This is a genomic window from Shewanella waksmanii (genome assembly GCF_043643685.1).
GTDB classification, from domain to species: Bacteria; Pseudomonadota; Gammaproteobacteria; order Enterobacterales; family Shewanellaceae; genus Shewanella; species Shewanella waksmanii_A.
Window position 1 is genome coordinate 443,422 of sequence record NZ_JBHZSN010000001.1, and the last position, 23,845, is coordinate 467,266.

21 protein-coding genes are annotated in these 23,845 nt (G+C 43.1%); 12 read left to right on the forward strand and 9 right to left on the reverse strand.

The annotated features are described in order from the left end of the window. Positions 1–111 precede the first annotated feature (111 nt). Both ACHUFW_RS01950 and ACHUFW_RS01955 read right to left on the reverse strand, forming a co-directional pair. The gene (locus ACHUFW_RS01950) at positions 112–483 is read right to left on the reverse strand and encodes a hypothetical protein (protein ID WP_394200301.1); all 372 of its coding nucleotides are present in this window, start codon (positions 481–483) and stop codon (positions 112–114) included. Between the two features lie 2 nt (positions 484–485). Then, a complete protein-coding gene (locus ACHUFW_RS01955) occupies positions 486–932 on the reverse strand; it encodes a hypothetical protein (RefSeq protein WP_394200302.1) in 447 nt (148 codons plus the stop codon). Positions 933–2,827: 1,895 nt separating this feature from the next. Here ACHUFW_RS01955 and ACHUFW_RS01960 point away from each other — a divergent pair. The 4 genes from ACHUFW_RS01960 to ACHUFW_RS01975 all read left to right on the forward strand — a co-directional run bounded on the left by ACHUFW_RS01960 (position 2,828) and on the right by ACHUFW_RS01975 (position 5,586). Further along, complete coding sequence (locus ACHUFW_RS01960; protein WP_394200303.1) at positions 2,828–3,466, forward strand: hypothetical protein; 639 nt, start codon at positions 2,828–2,830, stop codon at positions 3,464–3,466. Next, complete coding sequence (locus ACHUFW_RS01965) at positions 3,463–3,813, forward strand: hypothetical protein (protein ID WP_394200304.1); 351 nt, start codon at positions 3,463–3,465, stop codon at positions 3,811–3,813. Before ACHUFW_RS01960 ends, ACHUFW_RS01965 begins: the two co-directional genes overlap by 4 nt. 91 nt (positions 3,814–3,904) lie before the next feature. Next, the gene (locus tag ACHUFW_RS01970; protein WP_394200305.1) at positions 3,905–4,333 is read left to right on the forward strand and encodes a hypothetical protein; all 429 of its coding nucleotides are present in this window, start codon (positions 3,905–3,907) and stop codon (positions 4,331–4,333) included. A gap of 479 nt (positions 4,334–4,812) precedes the next feature. Then, positions 4,813–5,586 carry a hypothetical protein gene (locus ACHUFW_RS01975; protein ID WP_394200306.1) on the forward strand — a complete coding sequence of 258 codons (774 nt, stop codon included), beginning with the start codon at positions 4,813–4,815 and terminating at the stop codon, positions 5,584–5,586. 229 nt (positions 5,587–5,815) lie between these two features. Here the strand turns inward: ACHUFW_RS01975 and ACHUFW_RS01980 are convergent, their stop codons facing one another. The 6 genes from ACHUFW_RS01980 to purE form a co-directional block, all read right to left on the reverse strand. Further along, a complete protein-coding gene (locus ACHUFW_RS01980) occupies positions 5,816–6,457 on the reverse strand; it encodes a hypothetical protein (protein WP_394200307.1) in 642 nt (213 codons plus the stop codon). Between the two features lie 140 nt (positions 6,458–6,597). Further along, positions 6,598–7,107: a hypothetical protein gene (locus ACHUFW_RS01985; protein WP_394200308.1), complete on the reverse strand. Its 510-nt coding sequence runs from the start codon at positions 7,105–7,107 to the stop codon at positions 6,598–6,600. A gap of 305 nt (positions 7,108–7,412) precedes the next feature. Further along, positions 7,413–8,198, reverse strand: coding sequence for a helix-turn-helix transcriptional regulator (locus ACHUFW_RS01990; protein WP_394200309.1), 786 nt, complete (start codon positions 8,196–8,198; stop codon positions 7,413–7,415). Positions 8,199–8,307: 109 nt separating this feature from the next. Beyond that, positions 8,308–10,116 carry a flavin monoamine oxidase family protein gene (locus tag ACHUFW_RS01995; RefSeq protein ID WP_394200310.1) on the reverse strand — a complete coding sequence of 603 codons (1,809 nt, stop codon included), beginning with the start codon at positions 10,114–10,116 and terminating at the stop codon, positions 8,308–8,310. Between the two features lie 648 nt (positions 10,117–10,764). After that, the gene (locus tag ACHUFW_RS02000; protein WP_394200311.1) at positions 10,765–11,913 is read right to left on the reverse strand and encodes a 5-(carboxyamino)imidazole ribonucleotide synthase; all 1,149 of its coding nucleotides are present in this window, start codon (positions 11,911–11,913) and stop codon (positions 10,765–10,767) included. A gap of 1 nt (position 11,914) precedes the next feature. Next, a complete protein-coding gene (gene purE, locus ACHUFW_RS02005; RefSeq protein WP_394200312.1) occupies positions 11,915–12,397 on the reverse strand; it encodes a 5-(carboxyamino)imidazole ribonucleotide mutase in 483 nt (160 codons plus the stop codon). A 514-nt stretch (positions 12,398–12,911) separates the two neighbouring features. Here purE and ACHUFW_RS02010 point away from each other — a divergent pair. The 3 genes from ACHUFW_RS02010 (at position 12,912) to ACHUFW_RS02020 (ending at position 15,259) form a co-directional block, all read left to right on the forward strand. Continuing rightward, positions 12,912–13,766 (forward strand): hypothetical protein, encoded by an 855-nt coding sequence (locus tag ACHUFW_RS02010; RefSeq protein ID WP_394200313.1) that lies wholly within the window; start codon positions 12,912–12,914, stop codon positions 13,764–13,766. Positions 13,767–14,109: 343 nt separating this feature from the next. Then, positions 14,110–14,655 (forward strand): sigma-70 family RNA polymerase sigma factor, encoded by a 546-nt coding sequence (locus ACHUFW_RS02015; protein ID WP_394200487.1) that lies wholly within the window; start codon positions 14,110–14,112, stop codon positions 14,653–14,655. 1 nt (position 14,656) lies between these two features. After that, positions 14,657–15,259, forward strand: coding sequence for a hypothetical protein (locus tag ACHUFW_RS02020; RefSeq protein ID WP_394200314.1), 603 nt, complete (start codon positions 14,657–14,659; stop codon positions 15,257–15,259). Positions 15,260–15,261: 2 nt separating this feature from the next. Here the strand turns inward: ACHUFW_RS02020 and ACHUFW_RS02025 are convergent, their stop codons facing one another. Further along, positions 15,262–15,714, reverse strand: coding sequence for a hypothetical protein (locus ACHUFW_RS02025; RefSeq protein ID WP_394200315.1), 453 nt, complete (start codon positions 15,712–15,714; stop codon positions 15,262–15,264). 161 nt (positions 15,715–15,875) lie between these two features. Here ACHUFW_RS02025 and ACHUFW_RS02030 point away from each other — a divergent pair, with 161 nt between their 5' ends. The 5 genes from ACHUFW_RS02030 to ACHUFW_RS02050 all read left to right on the forward strand — a co-directional run bounded on the left by ACHUFW_RS02030 (position 15,876) and on the right by ACHUFW_RS02050 (position 23,523). After that, complete coding sequence (locus ACHUFW_RS02030; RefSeq protein ID WP_394200316.1) at positions 15,876–19,148, forward strand: S41 family peptidase; 3,273 nt, start codon at positions 15,876–15,878, stop codon at positions 19,146–19,148. 297 nt (positions 19,149–19,445) lie between these two features. Then, on the forward strand, positions 19,446–20,600 hold the full coding sequence (locus tag ACHUFW_RS02035) for an HlyD family secretion protein (protein WP_394200317.1): 1,155 nt from the start codon (positions 19,446–19,448) through the stop codon (positions 20,598–20,600). Further along, positions 20,590–21,624, forward strand: a complete 1,035-nt coding sequence (locus tag ACHUFW_RS02040; protein ID WP_394200318.1) for a DUF2955 domain-containing protein — start codon at positions 20,590–20,592, stop codon at positions 21,622–21,624. Before ACHUFW_RS02035 ends, ACHUFW_RS02040 begins: the two co-directional genes overlap by 11 nt. Further along, positions 21,624–22,487, forward strand: a complete 864-nt coding sequence (locus tag ACHUFW_RS02045) for a hypothetical protein (protein WP_394200319.1) — start codon at positions 21,624–21,626, stop codon at positions 22,485–22,487. Before ACHUFW_RS02040 ends, ACHUFW_RS02045 begins: the two co-directional genes overlap by 1 nt. Positions 22,488–22,530: 43 nt before the next feature. Further along, positions 22,531–23,523: a helix-turn-helix domain-containing protein gene (locus ACHUFW_RS02050; RefSeq protein WP_394200320.1), complete on the forward strand. Its 993-nt coding sequence runs from the start codon at positions 22,531–22,533 to the stop codon at positions 23,521–23,523. The last annotated feature ends 322 nt before the right edge of the window (positions 23,524–23,845 follow it).

Consider the following 23,845-nt stretch of genomic DNA (forward strand, 5'->3'; position numbering starts at 1 on the left):
TGATCTTCCGCCAAGCATTCTATACGTTACCGGAAAAGTATGGCGTTATCGGATATACGATAACGCTCAAAGCATCAATGCGCTGCATCAGTTGCCTTTGCTTGTTATGTTTTAGTCGTTCAGTAAATCATCAAGAATGTCATCAATTCCTGATGCCTGCTCTCTAGCAGTATTAAATAGGTCAAATAGCGCAGGCGACTGTTCTGTCGACTCCCAGACTACTCTTCCAAGCTTATCGACAATGCAAAATCCGATGCTTTCAGACCACGAATACTCATCTACATCTGTATAATACTTTGCACGAAGATCATAGATCCCTAGTATTTTCCCCTTGTATTCAGTTTGCAAGTAAAGGGGAACTGACTGCTCTGTTTCACTATTGAGCGACCTAGGAGCATCTTTTACCTCCCAAGTCACATTACCCTTGGATGTCTCACGAATCAATTTTGTAATCAATTGTGCTGTTTTGCTTTCAGTGTTCATAATTAGTCCCACTTAGAATCTTTTGCTAACTGCTGAAGAGTAGTAACTAGGCCGCTCAATTCGGTATATCTATCCCATGCTTCGTCTTCAGTGAGCTTAGAAAGAGAGTTATTCATAAAAAAATACTTTTTTGGGTGAAGCTTCATCAGGTATTCACCGACCTTCTTCTTTTCTTCTGGAGGCAACTTTGACTTGATGTTTTCAAGTAACGCCTTGATCGTAGAAAATGTTTCTATAGAAGGTGTTTTATCATCACTCCATCTCTTTAAGTGCTCAGACAATTGTGACGTTGATTTACTTAATTCTCTATTCACTTCAGGTAGTCTTGCTCTTCGTAGGAACGAGTTTCTAATTTTTCTTGCTTCAAGAAACAAAAATACCGTCACTATAAGCCCTATGATTGAACTTATAGATCCAATTTTATTTAAATCAGTTAGCCAATCTGGCATCTAGTTGATTCCTCGGTATTCTGGTTTAAACATAACGTCTTATTCAATAGCAGCATGATAACGTTCTTGGCTGCTCAATCATCTAGGTTAACTTACACCTACAACTCATTGCTGCAAAGGGGTTATTTTTCATTTTGCAGAGGAGAACACTCAAAACTGCATGATAAAATGATGCGTGGGTGTTTATGAGGTCTGCATAACACTTTTTAGGAAAACTCAACCTATTGATATTGTGAGAGGTAAATAAAACCTTTGAGCTATCGATGCGTCAACAGCACTTCTTTTGCATCTTTTTTATACGATAAACTTCAAGCTTGATTATAACTGTCCATAAACACAGTTAAATTTCATTCAGTCTGAGCAGCTTTGTTACTGAAAGGAAGTGTTATAACGTAGATCGTAGAGTCGTGAATTCACATAAGCTTTAGTATCGAAACTCTTAACTAGAAGCTTTTGGAATCATAATCGCTCTAACACGAAAAGGGGCAAAATGTGTTAGCTCTAATTCTCTCATGCTTACCCATTACTGTTAAATCGAAGAGATAATTAACCTAGTGCAGATGCGGCTGCGAGCTTCGATGACATGGCCGCTCTAAGACATCCATGTCATCGCGACATTTGTGAATCCTTTCACATCAGATGTCATCGCAGAGCCCACATGGAGGTGCTTGCGGCGTCTCGCAGTAGTAGCTGCACATTCCTCGCCGGACAGGCGTTAGATTAGTTTGAAGGTTCGACCTTCAATGACATGGCTGCTCTTTGACACTCTTGCCACGGAGCGATCTGTGAATCCTCTCATTCTCAGCCATCGCGGTTAAATCGAAGAGATAATTAACCTAGTGTAGATGCGGCTGCGAGCTTCGGTTTCACGGAAGAAACCGTAAAGCGGCCATGGACGGTTTTACAGCGTCTCGCAGCAGTAACTACACATTCCTCGCCGGACAGGCGTTAGGTTACTTTGAAGGTGCGACTTTCGATGACATGGCTACTCTATGACACCCTTGCAACTGAGGGATTTGTTAATACTCTCATGCTCAGCCATCGCGGTTAAATCGAAGAGATAATTAACTTAGTGCAGATGCGGCTGCGAGCTTCGATGACATGGCCGCTCTATGACATCCATGTCATCGCGGCATTTGTGAATCCTTTCACATCAGATGTCATCGCAGAGCCCATATGGAGGTGCTGGTGGCGTCTCGCAGAAGTAGCTGCACATTCCTCGCCGGACAGGCGTTAGATTAGTTTTAAGGTTCGGCCTTCAATGTCATCGCGGCATTTGTGAATCCTTTCACATCAGATGCCACCGTAAGCGGCCATGGATGGTTTTACAGCGTCTCGCAGCAGTAACTGCACATTCCTCGTCGGACAGGCGTTAGATTAGTTTGAAGGTTCGGCCTTCAATGCTATAGAGCGGCATTTGTGAATCCTTTCACATCAGATGCCACCGTAAAACGGCCATGGATGACTTCACTGCGCCTCGTTAGTTATATCCAGCTATTTACTTTTAGTGAATACGAATTATCAGGTTAAAACTTAAGTGTTAAATACTGCGCTCTCGATTGTATTAGCAGCAACTATGGGCATAATCAGCACTTTAAGTTTTTGTGATGGTACATAGATACTTAAATGCATTCGTTACATATTAGTCATTAACTAGAAAATGACTCAAGACTGGAATAGTTGATGTAGTTCTTAGTCTGATTAGCAATTGATGAGAAGTGCTATGTTACTTTTTACCTCAGCTGTCATTTAAGCTGTCAAATTCAATGTTTATGACCGATTAAGTGATTTTAAGTCTATGGACTGTATGAGTTTGCTATACGTTGTGGACAACATCACACCCGTGAAACGATTGAAAATTAGCCCTTTAGTGAGCCCTATACAAGGAAGTAGGTATGAAAGACATATTGCTCCCAATAGTTTTCCCCGATTATAAAATTATTGTGGATACACCGAGAACGGATGTTGATATTTTTCCATGGGTAAATTTCGACAACTTTACGATAAGAAAGTCGAGTCAGCAAATTTCTAACTTAGGACATGCAGGCATTCTTTTAATTAATGGAGTGTCAGGTTTAACGAAATACTACGAATACGGTCGATATGATTATCCAGAGAAAATAGGGGTAGTAAGGCGAGTGCCAGTGCCCAATGTGAAAACTGGTATCGATGGCGTAGATTTGAACTCATTGGTTCCCGTGTTAAAGAAAGTGAGCAACAAAGCAGGCAAGGGGTCAAGAGTTGAAGGCGTATTTTTAGAGGCTGCAGGTGTTTTTGAGAAACTCAACCAGCGTGTAGTGGCCCAAAAGTCGCAAAACAGTAATCCGGCTAGAAAGAAGTATGACTTAACAAAAAATAGCTGCATTCACTTTGTTAAGAGGTTAGTTGAAGCTGCGGGTAAAGAGACACCATGGATGATAGACCCGCGCCCAAACTCTTATATTGGAGAGTTCCGCGATGAATATCGAGATCTAGACTTTTTCCCAATTATGAACCGGCTGGTTATTGAGAATATAGGGGAGTTTTCTGCATGAAATTGCTAGCAGTTCTACTTCTGATGGTAATAATCAATGGGTGTGAACCTGTATCAAGCTACGAACCTGAAACTAGACCGATTACTGTTCCTATAACTGCATTGTGGGTTGGCGGCCCTGACGGTGGAGTATATGTTGCAATGAATAATACTGATAAAGGGTATGTTGGCACTGTTTATTTCGATGGTGACGGTGAGGTTTGGTATCAGGGGAGTTTTAACTATACTGGCACTGCGCCATTTGATGTAAATAGTCTTTCAGTATATGCAGCCTGGGATGGGGATACGTTATATTTAACTGACGGTTCTCAACTTGTTTCAACACCAACTCCAGTGGAAGTACACTAGCAACGGAGCTAACGACTGCCCATATCGGTTTATTCAATCGGCAAGATTTAAAAGGCGGTGATGCGAACTGGTTAAACATTGGAGACCAAGTATGGTTTTGGGAATTAAAGCAATAACTAAACTCGCAGGCTTTGTTTCTTTTTTGCTTATTACATCATGTGTAAATGCAGAAGTAAAAATTAGCTCCAATTCAACTAGATGTATTGCTGAACTAAACGAGCAGAGCATAGCTCTGGAGTTACAGCCACCATGCTCGGTTGTTAAAGTTAACCAGCAAGGGGAAAGCTTTCATCAATATAAAGGTGTGAAAGTTTACATTGTAGCAGGTGCCCCTACGTCGTTAGAAATGCTTGAAAAATGGTCTGTAACAACTGAAGACAACTGCTCGTTAAAATCCCAAGCAGTGTTTGTTGAAAGTGGTCTACTGAGTACTTCTAAAGTCAGAGATAAGAGTTTAGCGTGCCCAGATATAGGATTGGATGAAAAAGTATATAGAGATTTTTTACTCCATAAAATCTGAGTGACACTAACTATGCCTTTCTATGTTTATTATTAGCTAAAAAAGCGCTGTGATGTTATGGAGCGGCCCATCGACTTACTATCTGCTTCACCAAGGGTATAGATTCAACAGTTTAAATAAACTTGAGTGGGTCCGCTTAGAAGTTCACAGCTGTTATTGCCGAGATATCACCATCTGATTGATGAGTAACTGGCTCCTTAGGATGTATGTTCAATCAGTGTGATCACTGATGACCCTACGGTGACTCCTGCAGCTAAGCTGAAAGGCGTGTCTTTGAGACATTAACAATGGCTGTCCAATTGTTTCACATGTTCTATAGCTCTCGTGCAATTTACGTTATTGGAGCTGATTTATTCAAGGATAATGGCATCAATGTTGGACAGATTGTGAGCTAGGTAAGAGCATGAACTGAAGTTTGTTGTAATCAGGTTGATGGTTGGTTAGGGTTGCTATCAATAGAACAATACGGATGTTTATTTATGAATAACGGAATATTTTTAGCTTTAACACTTTTCGCGTCATGTGTAGCTCAAAACGCTTGGTCATGCGATGAGGTACCGCCGAAAATTACCCGCATTATAGCCAATACTGATGAAGTGATTTTAGTTGGTGAATATCACGGTACACAAGAGTCTCCAAAGCTTTTCTTTGATATTGTTTGTAATTCAATAAAAGTTTCTTCCCAAAAATTAACCGTAGCAATCGAGCTTATTGATGGTGATATAACACTCAATGGCGACAATAAATCCTTGGCCGAAGATATAGAAAACTCGACGATATGGATGGAGCAGCATGATGGTAAAACGAGTGTTGCAATGTTCGAGCTGCTGTTAAAACTCAATCAATTGGTCAGAGAAGATAAAGTAAACGTTATTTTCTTCGATTCAGATAAACAAGAAAGAGACTTAGAGATGGCTAAAAATATTAAAGAAAGTCTTTTAAGTAACACTCTTGTGATTGCTTTAACAGGCAATAGGCATAACAAGATTAAACATGGTAATTCTTGGGATCTCGAATCAAAAAATATGGGGGCTTATTTAGCTGAAATGGGGGTCAATCTGTCTAGCATTAATTTACTGGTTAATGGTGGAAGTGCTTGGGTTTGCAAGCCTAATTGTACAAACCATGATTTAAAACCAATTAATTTAGATGATAAGCAGGAAGTTTTTCAAGCTGGTAGCGAAAGCCGCTATCAATACCATTGGAAAATTGGCGCTGTAAGCTCTTCAGAACCTGCGATATACAGTAGGTAGCCAAGTTTAAGTTGTTAGTATCTGCTTTAGCTTACTTAGTGTCGGCAGCTGTAAGTAAGCAGATTTTCGCAACAAACAATCAGATAAAAAAGCCGAGCGATATCATGGAACGGATCCATAGTTAAGCTCAATGATATCGTTACGACAGTTCACTGAAAATAGGATGGGTCATTAAGGGTTCCTGCGGTTAATTCAGAGCTATCAAATTCTGTTTTGTATTTAGCAGGCTTTAGGATGTATGTTCAATCAGTGTGATCACTGATGATCCTATAGTGACTTCAGCAGCTAAGCTGAAAGGCGTGTCTTTGAGACGGTGAATGCCAGTCATTTCACCCGGCTCGATGATGACTTCATCTAAGGGGCCCTTTTTATCGTTTTGGAAAATTTTCACTAGCATCGATGGGTTATCGCTTGAGCCAACACTGACTAAGTGCATCCGTATTTGTAACGTGTAAAGAATTTCGCCGTCTCGAGACGAGAGTTCGATCCATTGAAAAGCGGTGGCGCTTTTTTTCGAATCAAGCAGGCCTTTTTCGTAAATCGCATCTACTGTGGTATTTTTATTGATTAATACTGGCAGTGGAGCGACGACATTGACATTCGCTTCGTTGTCTTCAGGCTGGGATTTAAAAGCGAGTGCGCCCATGTAGTAGTCAGTAACATTGGTTACTTGTAGCAAATTGATATTGTACTTTTTAAAATTCTCATATGCTGCATTGAGTCCTTCTAACACCTTATTGCCAACGTAGCCAATAACATCTGATACGACGCCACCTTCTAGTGCTGTTTGAGTGGGTAAATGAGTGGCTAGCGATTTTCTAGCTTCGTGGCGTTCGCGACTTTTTTCCATTAAATTTGTGATATTGTCCATTTTATCAACGATTCCCTTTGTTAGATAAGCAGAGCTTACTGTGACAGCTTGTATAGAAGTAAGCTCTGATATTATTGATTAATCTAACTAACACCTTGTACGGTTGCACTAAGGGTTAGATTGAGTATCAGGTCGTTAGTTTAAGCAACTTCGGCTTCGGCCTCAGTTTGCTTGAGTGCTTCTTTGACCGGTTGTAATTCCACACGTAAAGCTCTAAACCCACCGGCGTTCCATACCGCTACGTCTTTACCGATGGCCGGGTCACCTTTACAACTAATTGGTCTGCCAGATTTATCTTCCCAAATCGCGTCAGATTCGAAGTAAAAAGGTCTCGCTAACCAAAACTCACTGGTTACTAACCATGCGTTAGGCGTCGTTGATAGCCAATAGCCTCTTGATACACCGCTTTCGACTTTCCAGTATTCTCGGCGTCCGTCGGCCATAATAGAGAAGTCGTCACCTTTGGCCTCAATCGTTGCATAGTGGTTATAGGTAGATTTGTCATTAAACTTTATATAGCCAATGTGTTTATTGTTTTCATCAAACACACTGATTTTAAATTTCTCTCCCTGAGCAAGTTGATCTAAATGACTAAGTTCAAAAGAGTAAGGTGAATTACCTGGTACGAGCATTTGTGTATTCTTTTTCATTTAAATATTCCTTTTGGAAAAAGTTTAATTGGTTTTGGATGGAGTCATCCAGTTTGTACTAATTCATACTGCTCTGTTGTAGGAACAGTGTGAGTTAATTCTGTTGCTTGTTGTTTTATTAGCTGTCTTATATTTGTTTTATTGTTCTGTGAATGTCAGTGGTGACTGAGATTAAATATGTCACTAATATTCTTTGTTTGTTTTTTAATTTGTCGCTTGGTTAGTAACTATAGATAATGGCTGTTAAAAAAATATCCTCATAAATGAGGATATTTTTGTTATTTACTTTTATCTTGTTTTAATTTTTAACAGTGTGAATTTTCAAGTATTTTCTTGATGAGTAGTTGTCGACTATTGACTTCAAGTTTGTAGAATATGTGTTTTATGTGCGTCCTTAGTGTTGAAAAGGCAATATAAAGCTTCGATGCTATTTGCTCATCTTTATAGCCTTCCAAAATTTCTAAGGTGATCTGTGCTTCTCTTTTAGTTAGTGAGTATTGATTTTTTAATCCCTCTATAGTGACAGCGGGGCAGGAGCTGGCGTGTATCAGATGGCTGTTTTTAATCGCCTCGTACTCAGCTATGTTAGACATCGCATTGCAAAAATAGGGTTTGATTAAATCTAAAATATAAGCAGACTTTTCATCAAAGTTGGCTCTACGCTTTGAGCGCCATACCCTTATATCCCCGACGTTTTTTTCTCCCTGATGTGCATGCAGGTTGACTCCGTAATGGAGCCCATCAATCGCTAAGAAGTCATTATAAAATTCGGTTTTGATGAGCTGTTGCTGCGGCATGATTTGATTCACTAAAGTCGCAGCTCTTTTCTTAGCAAGCTTTTCGGTTATTGGATCCTTTTGATAATAATACTTCTGATAGTTATCGACATTTTGTGGTGAGATGTTGATTAAAACTCCTCTATCAAAGCACTGGTTATGCTCGTTCCATACAAATGACGCAAACTGATCAGATTGAAGTAAATCAAGTAAAGCAAACCCAGCTCGCTCTCTCATTTTTGAGGAGTCTAAGGTTTGGCCTAAGGTTTCAATCAACTTTAATACTTTCTGTCTCTCTTTGGCACTTAGATACATGTTGTTATCCATACTTTTAAGAGTTAAAACAGCAGGCTTAAATTTATAACGCGATCACAGGTCGTTTGTTGCTAATCACGGTCTGTTTGTGTGTTTTCCTATGTCAATGTTAGCGTGGGCCTTTGGGCGGAATATCGTATTTATACATGTGTGAAGCAATTTCAGTTAATGGCGAGTTATCCGCGACGGTTGCACCAACATAAGCGGCTGCAGCACAAGCTGAATTAATTGCTGTGGACATGGCGCCTTCTAACCAGCCACCGGCCCAAGAGACACTGTCACCCGCAAGGAAAACGCCTTGTTCTTTGGCTTGATATTGAAAAAATGCCGCATGATTATCCTGTTCTTGACCCGGATAATTGAGCTTAAAGGCACCATGATAATGTGGTTCACTTTCCCAATCGATTACATCAATTTTTTCAGTTTGATTTTCAAGCAAGTTGGCAAATGTTGAGTCAACTTCTTTAATAGCGAGCAAAAACTGTTGATATCGTTCTGCATTAGATAGCCCTAGTATTTTAGTCGAGTCATCTCCCCAGACATAGCTTATTAGCACTACACCTTTGCCTTCAGTATTTGGCCTACCGTCATCAAGATCTTTGTCATAATTTAGACAATATAAACCGCGCATTAACTCATCTGTTTGAATATTAAATGGTAAATCTAACCCTGTTGGGTTATTTGCGGCGTACCAAAATTTTGAAGCCGTTGTCACAAAGAACTTTGAAGAGTTCATTAAATGTAAATTTCGAATTGATGTTTTAGCGCTTTGGTGCAAAATCGGGTACTCGTCATAAACATCAGCTTTTAGTGTTAAGCCCATTAATTCCATTGCTCGAGTCGTCGTTGCAACAATCACTGCATCATAGTACTCAACGGTGTTATCACCACACTCCTGGCTTATGGTTATTCGATATTTTCCGTCCTGTTTAGCGATTTCAGTTACCTTGCTATTTAGCTGTACTTCGACACCGTGTTCATTTAGTGAGTCAGAAAGTGCATCGACTAGCGCGCCAATACCCGATAGCACTAGTTCTTGGTTATCCTCCCAACCATTTGCAAATAACCTCAACACTTCAACGAAATTGACATTATAAATAGGATCGAACCCGCCAGAACCGACACCCAAAGCGCCAAACTTATTCATGTCTTCTTGTGTCCACGGCTTTGAAACTATCTCCGAATTCTGAGCCAGTGAATAGACGGCATCAAAGTATGATGTGGTGCCATATTGATTGATTAAAGTTTGCCAAGCGCTTACAACCTGCTTTTTATTATTCTCCGTTGGACTTGTTTGGTAGATGTGCCAATAGTCAAATAACTTACTCGGTGCAGTTATATTGGGGTTATTAACATCTCCAAGGAGATAAACCACCATATTGCTAAAGTCATGTCCAATACGTTCAAAATCAGCATTTATTGGGGTTGCGCTATTTGCAGGCCAGTCAATGACCTTGTTCTGGTAGAGCAATTTTGTATTAACAATACCTGGATCGGGAAAGTTTGGTGTTGTGGGTAAGTCAAACTTATTTAAGTAGTAGTACAATGTGTGCGAGGTGGGGGGAAATCGCATACATCCCATTTCAAATACTTTATCATTTAGATCCCCATCTGCAATATAAATTGAATCCATGCGGCCACCAAGCCTGTCACTCGCTTCTATTAGTGAAACGTTGATGTTAGCGATTTTAGATAATTCATAGGCTGCGATTAAACCTCCCGCACCCGCACCAATAATGGCAATACGTTTTAGACTTTCAGGACCTGATTGCGCAATGGTGCCATTATGCTTTTCATTCGTTGATAAAAAATGTTGATAGTCATATAAAACATCAATCATGCTGGCAGGCGTAAAACTAGTACTTTTTGCTTTTGTTTTATTTCTAATAAATCCGTGGGGCATAGTTATAAAGGACATTATCAGGTTCCTTGTTGATTAATGTTGATGATGCTTGTGATTTACTCAGGTTAAATATTTGATGTTTTATTTTGCTATGTTTAAAAATAGCATGCTTTCTCATTAATAATAGTCGGTTGTTTTTGATTGGTAATGCTGTGTTGTATAGTTTTGTGGTTAAGGGTAGAGTACTATTGTTTTTATTGGTTTTTATTGGTTTTGATACTTTTAAATAAAACAGTTGTTTAGGTGGTTTTTATTTCTGCTGGATAAATTTGTGGATTTTTTATGAATTATTTTATTTGGATTGAATTTTTAATTCATAAGGTATTCTAGTTTTATCTATTTATGAAGTTGGTAGGAATATGGCCGCTGGCAATAAGTCGCATGGGGTCTTTAACATGCACTCATAAGTGTATAAGACTGCAACCCAATAGTTTAAATCATACAAGTAAAGTTAAAGACAAGGTTTATAGATTTGTGATCTAGTCCGTGTGTCCAGCAATGGGTCTTAAATAGTTTTGTGGGGTTGTTATACCAATCGGCATAAGAAAGTGATCTACTCAGAGCTATTTTTAGGCAAACTATCCGCTATAAAAAAAGCCGAGTGATACCTAGTGTATCGACTCGGCTTTTTAGTTTACCGTTAGGCAATTGAGTTAACTCGCGTTAGCTAGTTAACAGCCGCTGTGCGGTTGCTGCAACACCGGGATAATCTTGCTCAGGCAAGATCTCAGCTAGTTGCTGTAGCTTCTCTCCAAGCTCAACCTGGTTTGCCGCCGACACATTGATGTGGCCCATTTTGCGACCAGCGCGTTGCGACTTGCCATACCAATGGCTTTTTACATCTGCAATGCTAAGCACTTTGGTTGGAATATTGCCTTGGCCAAGTACATTAATCATCGCCGTAGGCTTTTGGGCTTGGGTGTCACCTAAAGGTAAGCCCGCCACTGCGCGCAGATGATTCTCAAACTGACTGCAGGCTGTGCCTTGCTGGGTCCAGTGACCTGAGTTGTGCACTCGTGGGGCAATTTCGTTGACCATTAGCGTGCCATTGACATCGAAAAACTCGATGGCCAATACACCAACATAATCCATAGCGAGGGCCAGCTTATCAAAGGCTTCCAGCGCTTGCTGTTGGATGTTGTTGTCCATTTCAATCGCCAATGACAGAGTGAGCACGCCGTTGGTGTGCTGGTTTTCAGTCACTGGATAGACTTTGACATTACCTTGGCTATCGCGGGCACCAATAACCGACACTTCACGGTCAAACGGTATCATTTTCTCGGCAATAATAGTGTGCGGAAAATCTGCGCTACCACTGGCAATAAAGCCTGCCATTTCTGCCCATATGCCATCAAGTTGGTCTCGCGAGGTTAAGCGCCACTGGCCTTTACCATCGTAGCCTGCTTGGCAGGTTTTAATCACAAGTGGCAGCTCAAGTAGCGACACGGCCTCGACCAAGTGCTGCTTTTCAGTGATTAGTTTGTAAGGCGCAGAAGGGACACCAGTTTTATCAAGTAAGGCTTTTTCAATGCTGCGATCACCACCGGTTTTGATGGCGGCTTTGCCAGGGTAAAACTTGCCACTTTGGCAGCATAAAGCGAGTACATCGTCAGGGATATGTTCAAACTCTGAAGTGATCACATCAACCATGGCAATGGCTTGCTCAAGGGTTTGGCCAAAATCTTGCTGGGTTAGCGGGTGGATGATTTTCTTCGAGCCAACATCATAGGCGCGCACGTTTAAATCAAGCGGCGCGCCTTCTAAGCTCATCATGCGTGCTAGTTGCCCAGCACCTAAAACCAATATGTTCATATTAAACTGCAGGATCTGGGTTAGCTAATACTGAGTCAGTTTGTTGCTGACGGAAGGCTTCAATCTTGGCAAAAATTTCTGGCTGCTGACAACCGAGAATTTGCGCAGCTAATAAACCTGCGTTTGCGGCACCAGGATCGCCAATGGCCAAGGTACCAACGGCAACGCCTTTTGGCATTTGGCAAATCGACAATAATGAGTCGATACCATTTAATGCTTTAGACTTTACTGGCACACCGAGAACAGGAAGGCTGGTATGTGCTGCCACCATGCCTGGTAGGTGCGCTGCACCGCCAGCACCGGCGATAATAACGTTAATACCGCGCTCTGCAGCAGTTGAAGCGTATTCAGCTAGTAATTGTGGGGTTCTGTGAGCAGAAACGACGCGTGTTTCATAGGCGATGCCAAACGTGTCCAACATGTTAGCCGCATGTTCCATGGTAGGCCAGTCAGATTTGGAACCCATAATGATACCAACTTTCATACATATTCCTTCTAGGGTGAACTTCAATAAATGCGATGGAGTCGAAATTTGCGCCCGATTATACACATACAAACGTGTGATTCGAAGCTTTGCGACCGAATTCATCGTTTGATTAACTGAACCTTTACCTCTGGGTGATGTTTGAGTGATTTTGCTATGACAAATAAGGCGGCAGGCCAAGGCTGACTTGGTTTGATTTTGGCGGTGATAGGCTTGTGTGCGAGTCAGTGTTTTTCAGTGTGGACAATAAACCCCTACTTTTCGTGGCTAAGCGATGATTAAACCGATAAGCCTAAAGCCGCTAGAGTATTTACTGATGTTTTAAGGCGCGCAATGGTGGCAGGCTGATTGCGTAGATAAGCATTTAACGCCTTAAAAGTTTCTGCTATGTTGATTCATTGTGCTAATACTAAAGTGAGCAGCAGAGGAACGATAGCAAGGATGATTAACTAAGGAAGGACTTTTACAACAACGTTACCCGACAACAATAATGATAATTAAGGGGAAGAGTCAGTTGAAGTTAGTTATAAAGATGAAAGTCATAGCGGCTATATTGCTGCTATTGATATTGCCGCAGCTCAATGCCGCTGAGCAGAAACCGATACCTATGGTTATCCTGCTTGAGGCGGGTGAGTTTGATAATATTGATGAGCAAACACCGCACCTGCTAAGTAATGTTTGGCAAACTATTCGTGAATATACGCCAACACCACTGCAACCTAAGCAGCTTCAGGTGAGTATGAGCCGCTCTTGGAAAGAGTTACCGAAACAACAAAATGCTTGCATTATGAATGCGCTGAAATCAGACGACAGAGAACAAGTCGCCTACTTTAGTCGTTATCCGTTGTCAGTTTATCCGCCAATTCGCTTATTTCATCGTCGCGATACGCAAATTAGCTTTAGCCGTCCCTTCGATTTTGCTCAGCTAGAGCAACACCCAGAAATTACCCTTGGGGTTGTAAAAGGGCGCAGCTATGGGGCCGATTTAGATAAGCAATTAGCTGCGCACCAACTGAATGTATATCAACGCAGTAGTATTGAGTCATCCACTAAATTGATAGAGATGTTATTGGCCAATCGTGTGGATGCGATTTTAGATTATAGCTTGTCTATCGACCATTATTTTAACGTGCTGCAACTAGAAAACCCGTTAGTAGCCGAGCCTATTGCTGACGTAACTCAACCTATGTTTGGCTATATTGCTTGTTCAAAAACGGCACAAGGAAAGGCTATTATCGACAATATCGATGCCAGCCTCACCGTTGAACACGTACAACAGCAATATATCGACTATCATCGACAGTTTTTCGGTGAGATGGAATTTGCGTTGTTGCAACCGCTACTTGAGCAACTTTTCCAGTCACAATGATAACTAGGGTGTGTTGATCTTTCACGGTTAAATTTTGTTCGAGATACAAGCGTTTTGGTCGCGGCGAGCAGTTTGCCGCCTAGCATGCTAAGCAAAATACTGCTCAACAAAGCGTAAAACGCTTGCAGCCGAACCCGCAGACTGCTGCAAAGATCATCTTGAAAGATCAACACGTCCTAGCACCTGTTCTGCAACAGCGCTTTGGGTTAGGATAACTATAAGTGCGCGCCAGGATTTATAGTCCATCGCGTGCGCTTTTAAATCGTTTATTTAACCCTTGGAGATGATATAGGTGCAAAAGCTGTCGAGTGACAACCAGCCTATCGATACCGATCAAGCATTGATGCTGCAATATGTTGATGGTGATATGTCAGCGTTTGAGACGTTGTACCAACAGCACAAAGGGCCTTTGTTTCGCTATTTTGTTCGCCAACTTGATGATCCCCAATTGGCTGAGGATCTTTATCAAGAGGTATGGAGTAAAGTGATTCGGGCTGCTGATAATTATCAGCCCAGCGCAAAGTTTACCACTTGGTTATATAAGATTGCCCACAATTTGATTATTGACCATGTTAGAGCGGTGAAACCGGTCGATTTATTTTGTGATGCTAACCAAGATGACGAACCTTTCGAGTCGCAGTTAGCCTCAGACGTTCATCAGCCTGATGATGATTTAGCCCGGCAACAAAAAGCCTCGATTCTTAAACGCTGTATGTCACTGCTACCACCCGTGCAAAAAGAAGCCTTGCTACTTAATATTGAGATGGGGTTTACTGCTGCGGCAATTGGCGAGATAGCCGGGGTGAGTATCGAAGCGACCAAGAGTCGCATTCGCTATGCTAACCAAGGGCTAAAATCATGCGTCAATCAACATTGGCAGCAGGTGTGATATGAACAAAGATGATCAGCAACAACAAGTGCAGCTAGATGCCGAACTCGTCGAACTGTATCGAAGTCAAGCCAATGAGCAACCCACAGCAGAGGTAGATGCAGCCATACTTGCTCAAGCTGCTCAGCGCTGTCAAACATCAAGCAGCCCACAAGTTATCTCACCACCGGTAAGCTTTTGGCGACGTCATCGCTGGCCTTTGTCTTCGGCCGCTTCAGTGGTGATGGTCGTAGGCTTGGTATGGTTAAATGATGGCAGTGATCCGATGAATATGCCGCCAGAGTTAGCCGAGCCTGCCATCGCGCCAATGGCGACCAGTCCAGCAGCATTCAGCGCCGATATGCCTGCCAGTGCTGACATGGGGGAGAGTGTTGGCATGGGTGAAAGTGCAGCGCCGGCGCAATTAATGCAAAAGCGCAGTCAAGGGGTAAATGTCACCGAACTTGAACAGCTGCTATCTCAGGTAGAGCTGCTGGTTGATGCGCAACAAAACCAACAAGCCCAAGCGTTATTGAGTGAAGTGGTGACGCAGTATCCTCAAATTACTGAGCCACAACATCCGCAATATCAGCGTTACCAAGCGCTACAATCAAGCTTGCAGTGAGACTAGAACAGCGATTTAAACCAGTCCCAAATACCGGTCGATGAGTCAGCAAATAGGTCAACACCCATTGCTGACTTGATTAAATACAGTACCAGTAGACCTATCATGACGCTGATAAGTAAGAAACCACCGACCATGGCGATGAACATCAGCATCGACAGGTTTTTTTCACGTCTTGTGTAAGCCCGGCGGTTACGGCCAAGTAAAAATACATAGTAAAAGCGCCAACGTACAAATGGAAAAGCGAAGGTGCCGCGCTTGTCCACACTATGTTTTCCCCAACTTTGCCCCCTAACGGCAAGGCTTAATGCTCGTTTTTGTTGGTGACTAAAACTAGCAACTATTTGCTTATCCATATTTTCAAATAAGCTGGTTAACACAGGGTCATCGTTAGCTTTCGTCGTTGTATTAGTTGTTTGTGTTGGCATATCGACGTTAGGTGGTTGTTGCTCCATAACAGCCCTCATGTTGCCTTAGAGATGTAGTTAGTATAGTTGGACACATTTGCTAATACTTAATTGGCAGCAAAATACTGTTAATTTGATAAATATTTGCTAACGTGTCGTGCGAATTATTGTAACGTTTAGCTCCCTGTCTATTTTAATAAGAGTGTAAAATGAAACTCCGAACCTCATTAATTAGCTGTTTAGTTGCTTTTGGTGCACTTTCTAGCAGCAGTTTATCCGCTGCATCCCTGAATCAAGGTTATTACCGCGCGCCAGCCTTACACGGTGAGACGTTGTTGTTTACCGCCGAAGGCGATTTATGGAAGCAAGCTATAGGTGACAAACAAGCGTCGAGGTTAACAAGTTTACCGGCACTAGAAATGGGCGCGAGTGTATCTCACGATGGCAAGCAGGTTGCCTTTGTCGCTAATTATGAAGGTAATGATGAAGTTTATGTCATGCCATTAACCGGTGACGTAGCTAAACGTGTCAGTTTTGAAAACAGCCGCGTACGTTTGCAAGGCTGGACCGCTGATGGTCAAGTGCTGTACGCTACCGACAATGCGTTTGGCCCAGCAAATTACTGGGTGCTACGTATCGTTAACCCAGAGACATTACAAAGCCAAGATTTACCGCTTGCCGATGCCATTGAAGGGGTGATTGATGATGCTGGCGAGTACCTATACTTTACCCGCTTTGGCCTGCAAACCACAGGTGATAATGCCAAAGTGTATCGTGGTGGTGCCAAAGGTGAATTATGGCGCTATCGCCTCGGAAGCCAACAAGAAGCACAAGCGCTGACCCAAAGCCATGAAGGCTCGGTGCGTCAGCCAATGTTATGGCAACAAAGACTCTATTTTGTCAGTGATGCTAGTGGTAATGACAATATTTGGTCAATGGACTTAGATGGCAAAAATAAACGTCAACACACTGAGTTTACTGATTGGCAAGTCCGAGCGGCTAAGTTAGATCAAGGCCGTATCGTGTTTCAAAAAGGTGCGGATATCGTGATGTACGATATTGCGCAAAATAACAGCCAAGTACTCGACATTAGCCTTAGCTCGGATTTCTCTGAGCGCCGTGAGCATTGGGTCAACGATCCGATGCAGTATGCGACGTCAACCATCTTTAATACCAAAGGCGACAAAGTTGTTGTCACTGCCCGTAGTCACGTAGCGATTGCCGGCATTGATGGTCAACGCTTGGTTGAGATTGCAGCCCCTGGTAAAAGCCGTATTCGTCAGGCGCTGTTAAGTCATGATGGCAAATGGGTTTATGCCATTAGCGACGCCAGCGGTGAGCAGGAGTTATGGCGCTTTGCGGCCGATGGCAGTGATAATGCCAAACAGCTAACAAGCAAGGCGTCTAGCATGAAAATGTCGCTAAGCTTATCGCCCAACGGCCGTTATCTGGCATTTGATGATTATGATGGCAATGTGTCGTTATTCGACATTAAACGCGACAAGACCAAAACCATTATTAAACAAGGCCAAGGGCTGGGTCCTTATGCCGACATTAGCTGGTCTCCTGACAGTCAATTTATTGCCGTGACTAAGCACCAACGCGGCAATCTGCGCTCACATATCGCTTTGTATTCACTTGATGATGACAAAGAAGTGGCATTGACCAGTGATAAGTATGAGTCTTATTCGCCAAGCTTTAGTCCTGATGGCAACTGGCTCTACTTTGTTTCTAATCGCTATTTTAAATCAACACCGAGTTCGCCATGGGGCGATCGCAACATGGGGCCGATGTTCGACAAGCGTGGTCAAATCTTTGCCATTGCATTGAACGAGCAAGCGCAATTCCCCTTTGCCGCGCCGACAGAACTTGATAAGCCACAAGCGGATAGTGATGATGAAGTCGAAGTTAACGTTGATTGGAACAATTTAAGTCAGCGCCTATGGCAGGTGCCTGTTGATTCAGGAAATTACTATGATCTTAGTGTGACCGATAAAGGTTTATATGTGATGGATCAGCGTCAAGGTGAGGCATCACCGCGTTTGCAGTGGATCAAGTATGAGCGCCAAACACCTAAGGTCAGTACCTTCGCTAAAGATGTCGCAAGCTATGCGCTTAACCTTGAACAAGACAAATTGTTTGTTCGTCGTCATAGCCAAAACGGCAAAGAGATGTTGATTGTTGATGCTGGCGACAAGCTACCCAAAGAGCTAGCAGGCGCGAAAGTTGGCATGTCGCACTGGCAGCTAGCGATTGAGCCACAACAAGAATGGCAACAAATGTTTGATGACGCTTGGTTAATGCACCGAGATTCATTTTATGACAAAAACATGCGTGGGGTTGATTGGCAAGCGGCGAAAACTAAGTATCAACCGCTGGTCGACAGGTTAACCGACCGTCATGAGTTGAATGATCTGTTTAGTTTGATGATGGGTGAGCTGGACTCGTTACACTCGCAAGTGCGCGGTGGTGATTTGGCCGTCGATGTTAATCAAGCTAAATCAGCCAGTATTGGTGCACGCTTAACGCAACAAGATAATACCGTGGTGATTGAGCACATTTATCAAACGGATGCAGAGTTGCCAAGTCAGGCATCACCATTAGCTAAACCAGGTGTGAATGCACAGGCGGGAGATGTGATTGTCAGTATTAATGGCAAGCCTGTCACCAATGTTGCGCAAGTAAACCAACTACTGAGAAACCAGCAAGGCAAGCAGGTATTGCTAGGGCTTAAGCGAGGCAAAAAACAGCATCGTACTATCGTGGTGCCCAATTCAACTAAAGCCGATGCCAAGTTGCGCTATTTAGACTGGGTTAACCATAATGCCGATAAAGTAGGCCAAGCGAGTAAAGGTGAGATTGGCTATTTACACCTTTACGCGATGGGCTCTGGTGATATTGCCAGCTTTGCGCGTGAGTTTTATGCCAATATCGACAAAGACGGGCTAATTATTGATGTACGTCGTAATCGCGGCGGTAACATCGATAGCTGGATTATTGAAAAACTGTTGCGCCGAGTATGGATGTACTGGAATCCAACTCAAGGCGATGCAACAACTAATATGCAGCAAACATTTAATGGCCATATTGTGGTGCTGACCGATCAGTTGACCTATTCAGATGGGGAAACATTCTCAGCGGGTATTAAGGCGCTAGGTATCGCACCGCTAATTGGTAAGCAAACTGCCGGAGCGGGAGTCTGGTTATCAGGGCGTAATGCGTTAACCGATAAAGGTATGGCACGAGTTGCAGAGTACCCGCAATACGCTGTCGATGGCACTTGGGTTGTTGAAGGACGCGGTATCTCGCCAGATATTGAGGTGGACAACTTACCTTATGCGACCTTTAACGGTGTTGATGCGCAGCTAAATTATGCCATCGATTACCTACAAGATGAGCTCAAGCGTGACCCTATCAACCCATTTAACCCTAAACCTATGCCTGCTAGAGGCATGGCAGCAGATGTTAAACCGATAAAATAAGTAACAAGTTTAGGGTACCACTCGCTAAGCAGTTCCCAGGCGGGGGTACCCATTTTCTCAGCTAGCGTGCGCAGCTGTTCTCAAACTTCTGTCAATGATTCATCTTCATATAAGGCCTTGATAAAGAGCCTTAATATAGAGCGCAAGTTTAACACCGCGGCCATTGATTTCCCTTTACACTTGTATCACTTAGGTGCTAATTTTTAGCTAACCCATTGCGCAGTTATTCACTATGCTTAACTTGGTCGTGACATTTCAAGTCACCAGGCAATGTCAGCTAATTTATAGGGAAGTGAGATGTCAGAAAAAGCTAATACGCAAGTCGCTACAGCGGCGGATTCCTCCACTGATACCCAGTCTAACGATGCCGATATTCAGGCAAGCCAAACTAAAACCAATAAGATTCGTAAAGCGACTAATTATTTATTGATTTTTGCCCTAGCGATGTTTGTTTTTCATTTGATTGCAGATCGCTTTATCCCTTCAACAGATCTTGGCAGAGTGCGCGCGTTTGTCGTGCCTATTAGCCCGCAAGTATCTGGTGAAATTGTTGATATCTTGGTTGAGCCCAACACTTTAGTACAAGAAGGTGAGATTCTCGCTAAGGTCAACGCGTCAGATTATGAAATTGCGGTGAAATCTGCCGAGCAGAATTTAAAGCAAGCAGGGCAAAACATGGGCGCGCAAACGGCCAATGTGACCGCAGCTCAAGCTAAAGTGACCAATGCGATTGCTAACTATAAGAACGCGCAGGTTCAGTCAAAGCGTGTGTTTGCAATGACTGAAAAAGGGGTTATGTCGCAAGCGGATGCTGATAATGCGAGAGCCTCATTAACCAGCGCGGAAGCCGCGGTGGCGGCAGCAAAGGCAGATTTGGCGAAGGCTGAAGAGCGTTTGGGTATGGAAGGAGAAAACAATACTCAAGTGAAATCTGCGCTATTAGCGTTGCAGCAAGCTCAACTTAATTTACAGCGTACCGATATTCGTGCACCAACTTTAGGTACTGCATCTAATTTTCGCCTAAAAGAAGGGGTGTTTGCCAATACGGGGCAGCCGTTGATGACCTTTATTAGTGCCGAGAATGTGTGGATAGAAGCTTACTTTCGTGAAAATAGTCTAGGCAACATGAATGCAGGCGATAAAGTCGAATTTGCCTTAGATTTTGCCCCAGGCAAAGTGTTTCAAGGGCGTATTGGCAGCATTGACTATGGGGTTGATTGGGGGCAAAACGAGCAAGTGGGCAAGCTTGCAACTGTGTCTGGACAAACGGGGTGGTTACGTCAGTCGCAGCGCTTTCCGGTGACCATTATATTTGATGAAGACCAGGCCAAAGGCTTGAAGCGGGTAGGTGGTCAAGCCGATGTGATTGTGTACACCGATGACGACAGCTTGCTGAACTTATTTGGTAAAGCTTATATTCGGATTGTGAGCTGGTTATCTTATGTCAGGTAATGTGATAGCGACAGAAGAGCAAATCTATACCCGTAAGGTATTACGATTTACCTTAGGGGTTGGCTTAGCTGTCGCAATCTCCGCGGCCTTTGCTTGGCCGCTGGCGTTCATTGTCCCTGTGTTTGTTGCCAAGTTTTTAGTTGATCGCCAAGAGCCCACCGTGCAAACCGTCTATGAGTTGTTATTGTCGATGGTGGTAACGATATTGTTGGGTTGGTTGGTCAGTTTTGGCCCCACCCAATACGCGTCGGTGTTATTACCTTTGATTGCAATGCTGATGTTGTGGGCCTATTACCTGTTTACCGACCCTAAATGGAACTTCTTTGCCACGGTACTTATCATTGCGGTGTTGCTATTACCTTATATGGGGATGTTGCAACCGGGCGCGGCCCTGCTAGTGGGTGTTGGCCTGAGCTTTTCTGGCGTGGTGGCGGTGGCCATTTTTGCCCTTGTTCATGCACTATTTCCTGATCTATCGGCACAGCGTGAGCAACATCCTATGCCGGCTCAAAGTCGTGAAGATAGGATGTATGAAGCCTTTAAAGCATTAATACTGGCTTTTCCTGTGATTTGCTTTTTCTACTTTTTGCAGATCTCGGGGGCGTTACTCACCATGATATTCATTGCGATTTTGTCGTTACAAGCGGCGGGTGAGAAAAGTGTCAAAGTCAGTTTGTTTTTGATTTTAACCAACGGCGTGGGAGGGATACTCGCCATTGTGTTCTATAACCTGTTGGTCATTGTACCTGAGCTGGCCTTTTATGTGGTACTGGCGTGTTTAGCTGCAATACTGTTCGCGCGTAAAATCTACCTAGAGCCTGAAAAAGCCCAACTTTATGCCGGGATTTTTTCGGCGTTGATTGTGGTTGTCGGCTCAACGGTATCATCAGCAGATAAAGATGTGGCAGAGAACTTTTATATGCGGATTGCGCAACTGATGATGGTTGGCGTCTATATGGTGTTTGCTTCGTTTTTCCTTGAAAGTCGCAACTGGTCATTTTTAAAACGGATAGAGAGGGTGTAATGACACGGATTGAGTCATTTCTCAGTAAGTTATTTATTGGTTGTTTTTGTGTCGTTAGCTCAGCGGCCTATGCCGATGATGCCGGGTCATTACGATTGTCGGTCGGCGGGTTTTATTCTAACTCTGACAGTGGCATGGAAGTCACCAGCCCACTAACCGATAAAGAGTTTGACTTAGATTTTGAAACCGACCTTGAACTGGTTGAGCAGGAGTTTCTGCCCTTTATTGAGCTTGCTTACTGGCTTTATGATGATCATGTTCTTTATGGTGATTGGAAGCGCCTGCATCGCGACGCTCAAAACACCACCATTACGGTTCCCTATGAGTTCCAACATCCTGATACCGGTGAAACCTTCAATGTTCAGGCAGGGGCAAAAATCACCACCACGTTTAACGTTGATATTGCACGTATTGGTTATGGATATCGCTTTTATAAAGATGAAAGTTGGGACTTAATTGCCACCTTAGGTTTGCATGTGATGTGGCTCGAGCTTGGGTTTAGTGGTGACTTAGGTCTGTGTGTCGATGAGACTTGTGAAGTGGTCAATATTGACCCCAACCAAGTGGTGTTTACCGAAATGACCGCACCTTTACCGGATATTGGTGTGCTGGCGGCTTACTCATTTGCTGACAATTGGCGTATTACCGCTCATGGTCAGTATTTTTATCTTAAAGTGGATGAGGTGAGTGGTAGCTTATTTGATTTTAGTGGTGGCATTGAATACCAAATTACCCCGCAGTTCTTCACCGACTTGTCTTATAAGTACTATAAGGTAGATGTCGATGTTGAAGGCGATTTTACAGATATGAATATCTACTATGGCTTTCATGGGCCTATGTTGACCTTATCTTATATGTTCTAGTGGCGCAGATAGGTAAATCCACGTTTAAAAAGGGAGTACAGTGATGCCAAACAAAACCATTGTTGCTCTTTTTCAAAGTGAATATACCGTTGTGCTTGTTGAACTATTGAAAGAATTTGAGCGGGATATTTATCCCATTATCGACCGTGCTAATCTGCCGGAAAATATTCTAGAGCAAAATCACGATTATGTGCCTGAGGCATCGGTGATTAATCTGCTCGAGATCTTAATGTGCAAGGTTGGCCCCGATAAATTTTCTGAAGTGATAGGTACCGTGGCAGAGAAAATCTATTTGCCGCGTTATTTTGCCAAAATGTCAGGTGTGTCAACGGTAGAGCATGCCTTAGCACAGTTTATTGATATCGTGCATGACGAATCGACCCACACCCACCTGCAGATAAAGCGATTTCAAAATAAAGTGTGGTTTGTTCGCCAACGTCGAGCCCATGCCGGTCAAGTTCGCTCTAACATCGCAGAGCAATTTGCTTTGACCTTTATGGTGGCCTTGGCCCGCAGTTTATTAGGTAAAGCGTGGCAACCGATTGATGTGGCGCTGAGTGATAATCGAGCTGATGTCATTCAATCAGCGCTTGGGCTTTCTAAAAGCCAGTTTTACACTGATAGAGCCGTCACAGCGATTAGCTTTAGCCCTGAATCAGTGCATACCCAAATACACTTAAGGCAGCCATTACAAAGAGCCGAGAGTATTTCGGCTCCTACTGACTTTGTTGGGTCGTTAGTCAACGCGTTAACGCCTTATTTTATGCTTGGCCGCTTGCCCATTGCTCAAGCCGCGGTTATCGTCAATATGAGTGTGCGCACTTTACAGCGGCGCTTAACTAAGGCCGGCGTGAGTTACTCTCAAATTGTTGATCAGATTATCTTTAGTCAATCTAAACGCCTGCTTAAAGAGGGGAACTATTCGGTTACCGATATCTCTAGCAATTTTGGTTATGCTGACGTTGCCCATTTCTCTCGTGCTTTTAAACGATATGTGGGGGTTTCCCCTCGTGCGTACCAACAGGCCCCTGATTGATTTTTGTGAGTCAATTTGCCAAGTTTATTTTTTACATTGTTCACATTAGTCTGTTGAGGCTATGGCTAGCAAAAATCAAGCAAGAAAGATAAGCAGCCCTTAATTGTGTCGCCAAGTTTATTTTTACATTGTTCACATTAGGGTCTGTTGACCTTTCATGGTTATTTTTGCAGCGAGTTGCTGGGCTTTTATGCAAAGCTGCGCAGATGATGTGTTGTTGCTCTACATGAATCAGTGTCAATGCAGCAGAAATGCCTAACAAACGCTGCCCTTAGGGCTCTTCTCAGTGCATAGATTGCTGTGTTACGAGCTTCTCGCTTAG